The organism is Streptomyces sp. NBC_01549, from assembly GCF_026339955.1.
GTDB lineage: Bacteria > Actinomycetota > Actinomycetes > Streptomycetales > Streptomycetaceae > Streptomyces.
Genome location: NZ_JAPEPW010000003.1, coordinates 70,771 through 84,146 on the forward strand (window position 1 = coordinate 70,771; position 13,376 = coordinate 84,146).

The following is a 13,376-nucleotide window of genomic DNA, read 5'->3' on the forward strand; positions in this document are numbered from 1 at the left end:
AAGAGTGCCACATGCCCTACCACCCTGTTGTCCCCCCAGGAGGCGACCGTGTTACCCCGGTGTTCGATCGACGGCGCATCTTTGACGGCGATTGAAGCTAGTCGGCTGCTCCGAATCGGGCGGCGGTGACTGCTGATGACGCTCACCACGACAGCCATTCGCCTCGCACCCCGTCTGCACGAGGACCGGCTTGATGCCATGGCCGTGTGGTTCGAGCGGCAGCTACGGAGCCCGTGCCAGCCGATGCCGCCTCAGGATGCCCGTCGTGTTTCGCAGATGCGCCGGCTCGTGGCCGCCCGGCTGCGTCTGTGTGGATTACCTGAACTCGTTGAGCCCATGGAGCTGTTGACGAGCGAGCTGGTCACCAACGCACTGGAGCACGGAGACGGCCCGGTGTCTCTGCTCCTCTCCTGTTCAAGCGAGACCGTCCGGCTGACGGTCGACGACGGCTCGCGAGAGAGTCCCCGGCTGAGAGCGCCTGAGCTGGATGCCGAGAGCGGGCGGGGGCTGTGGATTGTTGAGTCCATCGCTTCCGAGTACGGCGGCTCCTGGGGTGTCAGCCCCGACTGCACGAAGACCTGGTGCTCTCTCACCGTGCCCGCAGCAAAGGAACCTGCCGTCTGATGGCCGCTTTGGAGTTCACGCCGCCGCAGCAGACGTCAGCGGCCGCACCGGCCATGGACGTGGGTGACTTCGCGGAGCTGGTCCGCTCGCCCAGGCACTCGCAAACCACGGGCCCCCGCGGTATCGAGCGGACCGCCGCCCTTCTTCCTCCTTCAGTAATTCGAAGCCCCCGCGTGCCCCCGGCGCGGGCCCGGTCTGTCGGGTGTCCACCGCGGTGCGCACCCGACAGACCTCATTCCCCGCCCCCATTCCCGCAGCCGTCAGGTCTCTTCGAGGCCGCCCGGGAGACAGACTGATGACGAATCACCGCACCAAGCGCGAGGTCTCAGCAAATCGCGCAGCAGTTATCGCCCAGAAGGCGACCGTGGTCCGCCGATACACCTGCGAGGGCGCGTCTATGGCGGCGCTCTGCCGTGACTACGGTGTGGGAATCGGATGGCTGCGGCGGCAGTTCGATGTCTGGGACGTACCCCGGCGCCCGCGCGGACGGACTGCCTACGCAGCAGTGCAGGAGACATCCGCCGATGAGGGGGAGCGGGCGGCGCTTGCGCAACGTCTGGCCGACCCCCGCCTGCTTGAGCAGAGCGTCGTCCTCGATCTCAGCTCAGCCCGGGTCTCCGGCGCAGGCGTGAGCCGGCTGGCGGTGCCCGTGGGCGGGGTTCGCGTAGCGGGGGAAGTGACCGTCGGGAACTGGGGCGAGGCGCTGATCGTCATTCTGCAGCTGGAAGCACATCCGGAGCGGTATCCCAAGGTCCGCCAGCGTAAGCCGCTCGGCTCGCCGTGGGAGCCGAGAACCGTCTGCTGGGGTGCCTCTACACCCGTCGATGACTGGCCCACGCGAGGCCGCATGTTCGGATACCACGAAGCCGGGATCAACGAATACACCGCCGCTCACGCCCAGTCGTCTGCACCCCTCGGCCAGCGCTGACCGCACGCCTCAAGGCTCCACGGCCTTGTTGTCCGCGTCAGGGGCATGCCCCTCTACCAACGGCCCCCCTCGCCCTCCACTCGGCTGCAAACACGCCGAACGCTGGCCATGGCCAGCCGCTTCCCAGCGGCGCGTCTCCACGGCGGCCGCTCCCGGACCCGCCTGATCGGCCCTCGGGCCGCAGAAGCCGCTCTGGCTCCCCCGGAACTAGGGCTTCAGCCTCCTGCGGTCCGATGGCTCCGCCATCCCGTTTTGAGGACACCAACCCCCATGTCCCGCTTATTTACCCCGGTTCCGCAGGCGGCTGGATCCGCATCTGTGCACTCGGAGGTGCGCTGATGGCCGCCGACGTCATGGACCTGATCGTTCACTCTGCAGGACGGGACCACGAGCTGCGTCTCGCCATGGAAGACCTGCAAATGGACCGCTGGCGCGCAGCGCAGCAGCTACTTCGAAGCACCGGAAGAAACTGGGCTTTACGGACGTCGCGCAGTCAGGCTCTGGCCGTGGGCGCCGCCAAGAGCCACGCCATCGAAGCATGGCGGGAAGAAGAGCCCGGCAGTGTGAGCGCGCTGATGATGTGGGCCCGAGTACTGACACAGCGGGCGCTCTACGCCTTCCGTGACGGCGTGCGCGGTGAGAAGTTACGCCGCGCGGCCTATGTCGCAGACCAGGCGTGCAGGGCCGCGGCAAGCGCGTGGCCGGAGGATCCGGTACCGGGGGTTTGTTTCCTCGCCTTGGCCCAGACCGACGTCGATCAGTCATGGCCGCACAGCCGGCTGAACTGGTTTGTGCACAGGGACGGATTTCTGCCGCCAGGACCGTGGACAGTGCTGAACTGGGTCCACGTCCGTGATCCGTACAACCGGGAGGCCTACCACCGGGTCCTTCAGGTCCTGCAGGCCCGCGGGGCGGGTGACCTGGACTTCGCTCTGTGGGTGGCAAGCACAGCACCCGAAGGCGCTGCGGTGACGCTGCTGCCCCTGTACGCATTCGTCGAGACCTACCGGCGCTCCATCGCACAGAGCCAGACCACCAAAGTGATTGCCTTCTGGGCTACCGACCAGAAGGCCCACTACGCCCGGCGGGGCCTTGAGTGGTGGTTCAACGCACCTGCGCCGGGAGCGACATCAGCCGGCCAGAAGCGGCAGGCGCGCGACCCGCGCACCTACTCGCTGGCGGATCTGAACCATCTCGCACACGCCCTCAGCGCCACCGGCGTAGGAAACGCCGCAGACGTCTTCACCGCGATCGGCCCTTACGCCACCCCCGCGCCGTGGGCCCACGTCACCCAGAACCCTGCGTGGTGGCAGGACGACTTCCGCTCCGCACGCAAGAGAGCCCTCAGAGACCGCAACGGTCGCCGATGAGCAAGTCGAGCACCTCCGCCCTCATGCGGGCCATACCTGGCACACCGCTCCGCCCCCCTACAACCAGAGGATTTCTCCCTTGTCTCGGAGTAGAGCTCATGCACGCCTTGACGATGATGCCGCGCTGCGCGCGCATGGCTACCAGCCCGAACTGTCCCGCCGGATGGGAGGGTTCGGCAATTTCGCGATCAGCTTCAGTGTGATCTGCATCCTGGCCGGCGGCATGACGCTGTTCGGCTACGGCATGAATACCGGCGGCCCGGCCGTGATGATCTGGGGCTGGGTCGGCATCGGCGCCATGACCTTACTTCTGGGGATGTGCCTGGCCGAGGTGACGTCCGCCTACCCCACCTCCGGCGGCCTCTACTACATGGCCCACCGTCTCGGCGGCCCCCGTTGGGCGTGGGTGACCGGCTGGCTCAACCTCCTCGGCCTGCTCGGCGCCATCGCCGGTATCGACTACGGCTGTGCCCTGTTCGTCGGCGCGTTCGCCAGTCTCCAGTGGGGTCTGACGCCCACGCCGGAGACGACGATCCTGATCTTCGCGGGCACCCTGGTCCTGCACGGCGCGCTGAACGCCGCCGGGGTCCGCCTGGTCAACGTCCTCAACAGCATCTCCGTGTGGTGGCAGCTCTTCGGCGTCGCCCTGATCGTCGGGGCGCTCACCCTGGCCCCGGCCCAGCACCAGTCAGTGTCCTTCGTGTTCGGGCACTACACCAACGGCACCGGCTTCTCCAGCCCCCTCTACGTCGCCAGTCTCGGCTGCCTGCTGGCTGCGTATACGTTCTGCGGTTATGACGCCTCCTCCCACCTGTCGGAGGAGACCACTCAGGCGCAGATAGCGGCGCCCCGCGGCATCGTCCGCTCGATCGCCTGGTCCTGGGCGGCCGGCTTCGTCCTCCTTGCAGGCCTGCTGTTCGCGATCCAGGACTACAACGGCACCCTCAGTTCGAGTACCGGTGTCCCCCCGGCGCAGATCTTCATCGACGTCCTCGGCACCGGCATGGCCAAGGGACTACTGGTCGTCGTGATCATTGCTCAGCTGTTCTGCGGCAACGCGGAGACCGCCGCTGCGAGCCGGATGGTGTATGCGTTCTCCCGCGACGGATCCCTGCCGTTCTCCTCGACCTGGCGGCGCGTCAGCCACCGCACCCGCACCCCGATCGCCGCGGTGTGGCTGTCCGTGAGCGTCGCCCTGGTCCTGGCGCTGCCCAGCCTGTACTCGCCGACCGCGTACGCCGCCGTCACCGCGATCAACGTCATCGGGATCACCCCCGCCTACGCGATCCCCGTCTACCTCCGCCTCCGCGCCGGCCGTGCCTTCCAGCCCGGCCCCTGGCACCTCGGAGGCTGGAGCCGCCCCCTCGGGCTCCTCTCCGTGGTGTACGTGATCGTCCTGACGGTCGTGTTCTGCCTGCCGCAGGCCTCCCCGATCACCGCCGAGTCGTTCAACTACGCAGGCGTCGCACTGGCCGTGGTCCTGCTTCTGGCCTGGGTCACGTGGATCACCAAGGGCAAGCGCGACTACAAGGTTCCCCCGCTCGGCTCCGCTGCCCAGAACGCTGCTCTAGCCGGGGACGTGCTGTGATGACCGGCGAGATCAACGACCGTCTCACCCGTGAAAGGCTCGGAGAGCTCGTCCAGGCTCACGAGATCAACACGGTGATGCTCGGCGTCCCCGACCTGATGGGACGCCTGAAGGGCAAGAGCTTCGACGCTCTCCACTTCCTCACGCAGCTTCCCGGCGGGTCGGAGATGTGCGCCTACATCCTGGCGTCCGACGTCAACATGACCCCGCTGGACGGCTTCGGGCTCACCGGCTGGCACGAGGGGTACGGAGATCTGAGGGTCGTCCCCGATCTGGGTGCCATCCGGCGTCTGAGCTACCTGCCCGGCACCGTTCTCGTCTTTGGCGACGCCCTCGACCACGCCGGCTACCCCATCCCGGTGGCGCCGCGGGAGATGCTGCGCCAGCAGATCAAGTACCTGGCAGACCTCGAGTGGGAGGTCCGGGTCGGCATCGAGAGTGAGTTCCTGCTCTATCGCGGCAGCGCGGACCGCAGCCGCCGAGCGGGATACCGGGGCCTGACGCCCATGTCGCCCCACAACCTCGACTATGCCCTCGACCATCCTCCCGGCCTCTCCGCGTTCTTCGGCGCCCTCCGGGACGCGCTGCACCAGGCCGACGCACCGGTCGAGGCCATCAAGACGGAAGGGGCACCGGGACAGATCGAGGTCACATGGCCGTACGGCGATGCGATGCGGGCCTGCGACACGTACGCCGTGCACAAGCACGCTGTGCGGGCCATTGCCGCGCAGCAGCGTATGACGCCGACGTTCATGGCCGCCCCCGAGACAGGCATCGGCTCCGGCCTGCACTTCCACGTGTCCCTGTGGCGTGACAGCAAGCCCGCGTTCGAGACCGCATTCGGCGCGGATCTGCCCGAGGCCCTCGGACAGTCCATTGCCGGACTCCTCGACGCGCTGCCCGAGATGGCACCGCTGTACGCCCCCTACCCCAACTCCTATAAGCGATTCGCTCCCCACTCCTTCGCACCGACGACCTTCACATGGGGGTACGACAACCGCACCTGCGCCATCAGGGTCACCGGCCGCCACAAGGACACCCGGCTGGAGGTCCGGCTTCCCGGCGCCGACGCCAACCCCTACCTCGCACTCGCCGCGGTCTTCGCGGGAATCCTCCACGGCATCACAAAGCACCCCATGCTGCCGGACCCCTCCACAGGAGACGCCTATGAGGCCGATCCGCTCCCGGGGCCGGTGCCGCGCACTCTCGACGAGGCAGTGGCCGCATTCGTAGAGGGATCGCTTGCCACGCACGCCTTCAGCCCCTCGGTGGTGCAGCACTACGCCCATGCCGCCCGAGCCGAGATCGACGCGCACCACGGCCAGGTCACGGACGTAGACCGCGCGAGGGGGTTCTTCCATGCCTGACCTCCTCTCCCGCACCACGCAGATCCAACGACCCGGCCGCGTCGCCGCTGATCTCGATCGCTCAGGGCGTATGGACCGCATCACGACCATCGTGCTGCCCCTGCTCTTCGAATTGACTCAGCAAGCCGCGCGCTTCAGCTCCGGCGTGAACCCGTGGGGGCAACTCGCTGTGTACGACGACATCGACTTCGCTCCCTTCACCGCATGACTCCCGCCCGGTGCCCGCTGTGTGAGGGGCTGTCGACACCGGGCGGGGCCCTCGGTGCGGAGGGCCAGGCGACCACCGATTCCCCTCGGGCGGCATGGCAGCCCTCCGCGCCGGGACTCAACAGCTTCATCCACGGAAGCAGGCCGCATAGACCCTGCCCGGTGGCCCGGATGCCGTCCGGCCGTGGCCATCGGGCAGTTCACAAGCTCCGCCCGTATGACACGAAAGGTGGCGCGGGCGGAAACGGCGCTGGGGCTACGTCCCCCCGGCGGGCCCCAGCGCCGCCCTGTTGGTATGACCTTGCCCCGCCGACCAGGCGGGTTTCATCACTGCGACACAGAGGAGACGCATGTTCGTCCACTCCGACCGTCTGCCCGCCGGCTCCGCGGTCCCGCAGGGAACCGTCACTCCGTCCCCGTGGGGGGCGAGCCGTATGGCGCCGTATCCCACGATGGCCCCCGAGTACGCCAGGGCTGAGTTGGACCCGGTCACCCAGACCGCCGTCTTCTACGACGCCACTGGCCAAGTCATGGAAATGCCGGGCCACGGCACCAGCACCGGCACCAACCCGTCCACAGGCACCAGCCCCGACGGCAACGGCGGCACCCAGGACACCGACACGGGGAGCGACAACGACCAGTGAATGACCCACGTCCGGTGTTGGTCGTCACCAGCCTGCACGACCCCACCGCCGACGTGGTGATCCGCGAGCTGCACGACCGGGGCATCCCGGTCGTGCGGCTCGACTCGGGGGACTTCCCCGCATCACTGTCGGTGGAGGCCGAGATCACCTCGCAAGGCATCCAGGGACGCCTCACCACCCCGTCCCGTATCGCTGACCTGGCCAACATCCGGGCCCTGTACTACCGCCGCCCGACCGGCTTCGCCTTCCCTCATCTCAGGGAGCAGGACGCGCGGTTCGCCATCACCCAGGCCAGGTATGGACTCGGAGGAGTGTTGGCGTCACTTCCCGGGTGCCTCTACGTAAACCACCCACACCGCATCGGGGACGCGGAATTCAAGCCGTCCGGACTGGCTGCAGCGGTAGAGGCCGGATTCCTGGTGCCGCCCACACTGATCACCTCCAGCCCCGACGCTGCCAGGGCCTTCGTCAAGGGCCACGACTCGGTCGTCTACAAGCCGCTGCACAACCCCGTGTACCGCATCGACGGCGTCTCGTCCGTTGTCAAAATCGCTGAGGTGACCGCCGAGGACATCGGCGAGAGCGTGTCCGGCACCGCGCACTTGTTCCAGAAACGCGTCCCCAAGACTGCCGACGTGCGCGTGACCGTCATCGGTTCCCAGGTGTTCTGTGTCCGCATCGACTCCGACGTCCTGGACTGGCGCACCGACTACGACCGCCTGGCCTACACGCCCGTGGGGCCACCGCCGGGGATTGAGCAGGCGCTTCACCGCTACCTGGACCACTTCGGGCTCGTTTTCGGTGCTTTCGACTTCTGCGTAGGCGAGGACGGGCAATGGTGGTTCCTGGAGTGCAACCCCTCCGGTCAGTGGTACTGGCTGGAGTCTGAGACCGGTCTGCCGATGTGCGCAGCCCTGGCAGACCTTTTGGAGAGGACGTCGTGACCGACCAAGCGCAGCTCCACCAGCAACTCATCGACTCCATGACGGCGAACGGCAGTCTGCGCACGCAGCCGTGGAAGCGTGCCGTCGAAACCGTCGCCCGACACGAGTTCCTGCGGACCGGGTTCTTCCGCCGCGTGGACGGCGCTGTGCCCTCGGCATGGGCACCCGTCCTGGAAGGCGACGCCAGTTGGCTCGAAGCCTGCTACGAGGACGAGTCCCTGGTGACTCAGATCGCCGGCACGATCATGCCCGCGGACATCCGCGGTCAGATCATGCGGGACCCGACCAGCTCCAGCACGCTGCCGTCTCTCGTCGTGCGCATGCTGGAAGACCTCCAGGTCGAGCCGGAATCGAAGGTGCTGGAGATCGGGACCGGCACCGGGTACTCCACCGCGGTGCTCTGCGCGCGGCTGGGCGAGGAGTACGTCACCTCCATCGAGTACGACGAGGAAGTGGCCGCGCGTGCACGGACAGCCCTGGGCCGACGGGGGATGTACCCCACGCTGGTCAGCGGCGACGGCCTCCTCGGCTACGCCGAAGGGGCACCGTACGACAGGGTGATCGCTACCTGCGGCGTGCGTACCGTTCCTGCGGCCTGGATCGAGCAGACCCGGCCCGGTGGCCTGATCCTGACGACCATCGGTGGCTGGCTCGGCTCGTCGGAACTCGCACGCCTGACGGTCCACGACGACGGCACGGCAACCGGGCCGCTACTGAGCGGTCAGGTCAGCTTCATGCTCGCACGCCCTCACATGCCACCCGCGCTGGGCCTGCTCCCCGACCTCAGCGAGGGCAAGGAGCGCGAGGCCAACGCCGGTACCGACGCACTGAACGACTGGACGTCCCGCTTCGTCGTGCAGCTCGCAGCTCCCCACGCACAGCGCCTGACGATGGAACGCGACGGGCGCACCGAACACGTTCTCATCGACGTCGAGTCCGGCTCGTGGGCTGCCCTTTATGAGGAGGACGGCCGTTGGATCGTGCGGCAGGACGGGCCGGACGCCCTCTGGGATGCTGCCGAGGAACAGCTCGGCCGCTGGCGCGCGGCCGGCACTCCAGCACTGGAGGAGTTCACCGTCAGCGTCACCCCGCAGGGCCAAACCATCACCTGGTAGACCCCCAGGCCGACCCCGCTCGGCCGCCCCCCGTGGCGGACGGGCCAGGGCGGGCATCGGTGCTCAGAACATCGTCCAACGTCCCTCGTCCGGAGCCTTGCTCCGGCCACGTCGACGACCAGGAAGAGAGTGGTGGGGCAGAGGCGGCCCGGCACATGAAGGCATGAAGGCGTGCCGGGCCACCTCTGTTTCCGTCACCTGCGCAGCAAGCCTCGGCGTTTCGGCCAACTCGCGTCGCGTCGGAGGCCGTCCAGCACTGCGACCACGCGTTCGACGCCTTGAGATTCCGGGCGCTGCCCTTCGTCCGGAATCGAGCGCGTTCGACTCGCTCCCCGTCTCGTTGAGCCTGACACCGCCGGACCAACCAGGTGCGGCGCGGACCCCCGAGGAGGCATGCAGGTGACCGTGACCGACACCTCGCCCGAAGATTCCACGCCACCCCCTCCACCTCCGGCCACCATCAACTTTGAGGGGAAGCACGGCAAGAACCCGCTGGCAGAGGCCAGTTTTGCGAAGATGTGCGGCCGGCTTCCGTCCGTGTTGGGGCACACCGCCCGCATGGCCTGGGCCGTGGACCGGCCCGCCGTCATGCTGCTGCTCACCTGCCAGTTCCTCACGGGAGCCGCGGCCGCAATGGTCCTCGCGTTCACCGCGAAGGCCATGACGCATATCCTCGGAGCCGACGCGGTCTCCGAACGCCTGCATGCCGCCCTGCCCGCTCTCATCGTCGTCACGGCGGCCGCGGCGGTCGGCCGAGTCAGCAGCGCTTTATCCTCCTACGCCGACGGGCGGATCACCCCACTGCTGATGACCGAGGCGGACGTCGCCTTGGTGTCCGCGGTGTGCCGCGTCGAAGCCTCCGCATACGGTGAGGACGGCTTCTCCGACCGGCAGGAAGCCGCCGAGGTCGGCGTCACACGCACCCGGATGATGGTGCAGGACGCCCAGCGCTTCATGACCGCCGTCGTCCGCATGATCGCCGCGGGCGGCGTCATCACAGCGCTGCACTGGATGATGCTGCCGCTGCTGCTGCTCGCCGTCCTCCCTGCCGGCACGGGGGCCGTGCTGTCCGCGCGCGTCGACTACGAGACCCACTACGCCAACGTCGGCGACCGCAACGTACGGGCCATGATGCGCTGGTGGGCCACCTACTCCCGCTACGGCGACGAGGTCCGTGCGAACGGCATGACCAGCTACCTCGTCTACTGGTACCGGGCCCTGTCCGATCGCATCGACGAGCGCACCCTCACCGCCGCGCCCCGCATGCTGCGCATCGTCCTTGCGAGCAGCGCCCTCGACGGGGTGTTCCTGCTCGGTACCTGGGCCACCCTCGCCTGGCTCGCCACCACCGGCCGCGTCGCCCTCCCGGTCGCGGCCACCGCGGTGGTCGCCGTCCAGACCACCCTGGCCGCGCTCTCGCAGTTCGTCATCCACGGCGCCGCGATGTTCCACACCTCGCTGTACCTCGCCGACATGCGTTCCTTCCTCGACATGGCCGCCGAACGAGTCCCCAAGCGCGGGGAGCTGACCATCTCCGAACGGGTAAAGGAGATCCGTCTCGACGAGGTCGTCTACCAGTACCCCGGCACGGACGAACCCGCCGTCGACGGAGTCTCACTCACCCTCCACCGGGGCGAAATCCTGGCCATCGTGGGCGAGAACGGCTCGGGCAAGTCCACCCTCGCCAAGCTCATCACCGGCATCCTGCTCGCCGACAAGGGCCGTGTCCTGTGGGACAGCACCGACCTGGCCGACACCCGTCCTGACTCCGTGTGGTCCCGCACCGCCCTCGTCCCGCAGAACTTCGCCTGCTGGCCCCTGCGGGCCCGCGAGAACATCACCCTCGGACAGCCCAAAACCCTCGACGACGGACCCGTGTGGGAAGCCGTCGACGCCGTCGGCATGCGGAAGGCGGTCGAGAAACTGCCCAAGCAGCTCGACACCCTGCTCGCAAAAGAACTCTTCGGAGGCGCCGAACTGTCCGGAGGCCAGTGGCAGCGGCTCGCGTGCGGCAGGGCCCTGTACCGGCAGACCCCGCTGCTGATCCTGGACGAACCGACCTCGCAGATGGACCCGCGAGGCGAGCACCAGATCTTCCTTGAGATCAAGCGCATCGCCGCCGAGCGCATGACCATCGTCGTGACACACCAGCTCGAGAACACCCGTCTCGCAGACCGGATCCTCGTCATGCGTGACGGCCGCATCATCGAGCAAGGCCGCTACGACGAACTTGCATACGGAAGCGGCTTGTTCGCTGAACTCCTTACCCTGGCCAAGGACCGCTGACCGAGAGGAGTCACGGCGGGGCGTCGACCCCGCCGTGCTTCATCAGCGAAAGACCGCGCAACCGGATGCGGTCTCACATGGTGAGACGCTGACCTGCGTGCCCGCCTGACTCCCGCTACTTCCCGTTGAGTGCTGCGTAATCGAGCACACAGGAAGCACATGCGGCCTTCTCCCCGTTCCAGTCTGCGCGGTTCGGGCCTCGTCGCCGGGGCGGGCGCACTATCGTCAGGCATATGAAGGTCCGCCACAATGTTCGTGCGGTTCTGCTCGACGACGACCATCTGGTGTTCCTGCGCCGAGGATGGTCGGGCGGCACCCCCTACTACACAACCGTCGGTGGGGGCGTCGAACCCGACGACGCCGACCTTGAAGCGGCTCTACGCCGCGAAGTCATGGAAGAGATCGGCGCCACGATCGGCCCTGCCACCGAATTCCTGACCATGACCGAACCGGGCGAAAAGGTCACCGTCGTACAGCACTTCTTCCGCGCCGACGTGCTGGACATGGATCAAAACCGCCGCAGCGGCCCCGAGCTCGACGACCCCGACATCGGCGACTTCTCGCCAGTCCGAGTCGAGTTGGACGCGTCAACCCTGACAGCGCTCGAACTCCAACCGCCCGATCTCGCCAGCTACCTGCGGGAGCACGCCAAGAATTGGGGCGCCTGAGTGCGTTGTGGCAAACCGGATTTCGTTCGAGGTGTGCGGCGCGGGTGATCATCTGGACAGAGGTTCGGGTGCGGCCGTGGGCATGAGAGAACGGGCCCCTTGGTAGTGACGCGGTTACGACACCAGCACGACCAAGGAAGCCCGTTGCCTGATCAGTTGAGCAGTATCTCTGTGCCTGCGTCCACCGCGGTCACCCCTGGGTGTGACTGCTACGTGCACCGGTTCGGTTCGGTCGCTCCGGGACGGCGGGCGCGGTGCTATCCGAGTGACATGACGGATGCGGAGTGGGCCGAGGTCCGCTCGGCGATGCCGGTGCCGGCCTGGCTCCTCAAGCGGGGCGGGCGTCCGGAGGCGTATTGCCACCGCGAGATGCTCGACGCTGTGCGCTACCTCGTCGACAACGGCGTGAAGTGGATGGCCATGCCGGTCGACTTCCCGTACTGGCGGGCGGTCTACGACTTCTTCCGCCGCTGGCGGACCTGCGACTACGTGCGTGAACTGCACGAACGCCTGCGCCACACGGCGAGGGGACGCTCAGGCCGCAATGCCGGGCCCAGTGCGGGAGTCATCGACAGCCAGTCGGTGGACGCCTCCGAGACCGTCGGCGAGGACAGTCGCGGATACGACGGCGGCAAGTCACGCGACGGGCGCAAGCGCCACATTCTGACCGACACCGAGGGCCTGCTCCTGGAGGTCACCGTGACCACGGCCGATGTGCACGACTCCAAGGCCGCCCCCGCACTGCTGGAGACGTTCATGGACCAGCCGGGCCGGCTGCTGAAACTGGTGTGGGTCGACAGCGCCTACCAGGGTCCGGCGCTGGCGAAGGCGTTCGCCCGCCACGGAGTCCGGACCGAGGTCGTGCGCCGATCCGACGGACAACCCGGATTTGTCGTACTGGCCCGCAGATGGGTCGTGGAACGAACGCTGAGCTGGCTCTCCCGCTCACGCCGCCTCAACCGCGACCACGAACGCCGCCCCGACCACCACGCCCAGATGGTGTGGTGGGCCGCCGTGATCAGACTGTCCCGGCGCCTGGCCGCAGACGCTCCGCGCTGGCCGGAGAAACGCCCCGGCCGACTGCTCCAGGCGCGGGCATGAACCGCCCGTCCTTCGCCCGCACCAGCCAGCCCCGCTTCTCCAGCGCACAGGCACGGTGCCGGATCTTCTCCACCTCGTTCTTGATCTCCGCTTCCCGGCCCACCGCCCGCGTCAGCTCCACCCCGTTCACCGGCCCCGGAGCGGCCACCACCGCGGCGAACACCTCCCGATAGAGACCGCTGAGCACCTCCTCGCCCATGCCCGACCGCCACACCGGCGGCCGCTCACCATGCCCCGCGCCCAAGCCGCCCGATCCCACGGCGGCAGCCATCTCACCACCAGACGGCACGGAAACCGGCGTATTCACCGGGCTCTCCTCAGCCAGCACCGACACGAGTTCCTCACGCCCCACCCGGGCCCGCTCGACTCGCTCCCGCGCGGCATCCACCTCCGCCTGAGCCTGCTCCAGGACCTCCGTCCAGGACTCCAGATCCTGCCTCGCCCGCGCCTCACGCCGTTCCATCAACCCCAGCACCGACGGCATCGCACCCTCCTCGATCAACAACAAGCCGCCCGCTGCCTGCCCCTACCCCG

General features: G+C 68.0%; 13 protein-coding genes. 12 read left to right on the forward strand and 1 reads right to left on the reverse strand.

Annotation, left to right across the window (positions count from 1 at the left end; all coding sequences use genetic code 11):
• The first annotated feature begins 135 nt into the window (after window positions 1–135).
• The 12 genes from OG819_RS46525 (at window position 136) to OG819_RS46580 (ending at window position 12,842) form a co-directional block, all read left to right on the forward strand.
• Window positions 136–624: an ATP-binding protein gene (locus tag OG819_RS46525; RefSeq protein ID WP_266655785.1), complete on the forward strand. Its 489-nt coding sequence runs from the start codon at window positions 136–138 to the stop codon at window positions 622–624.
• A gap of 295 nt (window positions 625–919) precedes the next feature.
• On the forward strand, window positions 920–1,552 hold the full coding sequence (locus OG819_RS46530) for a DUF6302 family protein (RefSeq protein WP_266655787.1): 633 nt from the start codon (window positions 920–922) through the stop codon (window positions 1,550–1,552).
• A gap of 338 nt (window positions 1,553–1,890) precedes the next feature.
• Window positions 1,891–2,922 carry a hypothetical protein gene (locus OG819_RS46535; RefSeq protein ID WP_266655789.1) on the forward strand — a complete coding sequence of 344 codons (1,032 nt, stop codon included), beginning with the start codon at window positions 1,891–1,893 and terminating at the stop codon, window positions 2,920–2,922.
• 163 nt (window positions 2,923–3,085) lie between these two features.
• On the forward strand, window positions 3,086–4,510 hold the full coding sequence (locus tag OG819_RS46540) for an amino acid permease (protein ID WP_266656499.1): 1,425 nt from the start codon (window positions 3,086–3,088) through the stop codon (window positions 4,508–4,510).
• Window positions 4,510–5,877, forward strand: a complete 1,368-nt coding sequence (locus tag OG819_RS46545) for a glutamine synthetase family protein (protein ID WP_266655791.1) — start codon at window positions 4,510–4,512, stop codon at window positions 5,875–5,877. The genes OG819_RS46540 and OG819_RS46545 overlap by 1 nt, the downstream gene beginning before the upstream one ends.
• A complete protein-coding gene (locus tag OG819_RS46550) occupies window positions 5,870–6,085 on the forward strand; it encodes a hypothetical protein (protein ID WP_266637470.1) in 216 nt (71 codons plus the stop codon). The genes OG819_RS46545 and OG819_RS46550 overlap by 8 nt, the downstream gene beginning before the upstream one ends.
• A gap of 349 nt (window positions 6,086–6,434) precedes the next feature.
• Window positions 6,435–6,728, forward strand: coding sequence for a putative ATP-grasp-modified RiPP (gene tgmA / locus OG819_RS46555; RefSeq protein ID WP_266637472.1), 294 nt, complete (start codon window positions 6,435–6,437; stop codon window positions 6,726–6,728).
• Entirely contained in the window at window positions 6,725–7,672 is a 948-nt protein-coding gene (gene tgmB, locus OG819_RS46560) for an ATP-grasp ribosomal peptide maturase (protein ID WP_266637480.1), read from the forward strand. The genes tgmA and tgmB overlap by 4 nt, the downstream gene beginning before the upstream one ends.
• The gene (tgmC, locus tag OG819_RS46565) at window positions 7,669–8,787 is read left to right on the forward strand and encodes an ATP-grasp peptide maturase system methyltransferase (protein WP_266637482.1); all 1,119 of its coding nucleotides are present in this window, start codon (window positions 7,669–7,671) and stop codon (window positions 8,785–8,787) included. The genes tgmB and tgmC overlap by 4 nt, the downstream gene beginning before the upstream one ends.
• Window positions 8,788–9,180: 393 nt before the next feature.
• A complete protein-coding gene (locus OG819_RS46570; protein WP_266637483.1) occupies window positions 9,181–11,073 on the forward strand; it encodes an ATP-binding cassette domain-containing protein in 1,893 nt (630 codons plus the stop codon).
• A gap of 233 nt (window positions 11,074–11,306) precedes the next feature.
• Window positions 11,307–11,741, forward strand: a complete 435-nt coding sequence (locus OG819_RS46575) for an NUDIX domain-containing protein (protein ID WP_266637485.1) — start codon at window positions 11,307–11,309, stop codon at window positions 11,739–11,741.
• 270 nt (window positions 11,742–12,011) lie between these two features.
• Window positions 12,012–12,842, forward strand: a complete 831-nt coding sequence (locus OG819_RS46580; RefSeq protein ID WP_266655793.1) for an IS5 family transposase — start codon at window positions 12,012–12,014, stop codon at window positions 12,840–12,842.
• Here the strand turns inward: OG819_RS46580 and OG819_RS46585 are convergent.
• Window positions 12,760–13,326 (reverse strand): hypothetical protein, encoded by a 567-nt coding sequence (locus OG819_RS46585; RefSeq protein WP_266655795.1) that lies wholly within the window; start codon window positions 13,324–13,326, stop codon window positions 12,760–12,762. The genes OG819_RS46580 and OG819_RS46585 overlap by 83 nt on opposite strands.
• Window positions 13,327–13,376: the final 50 nt, after the last annotated feature.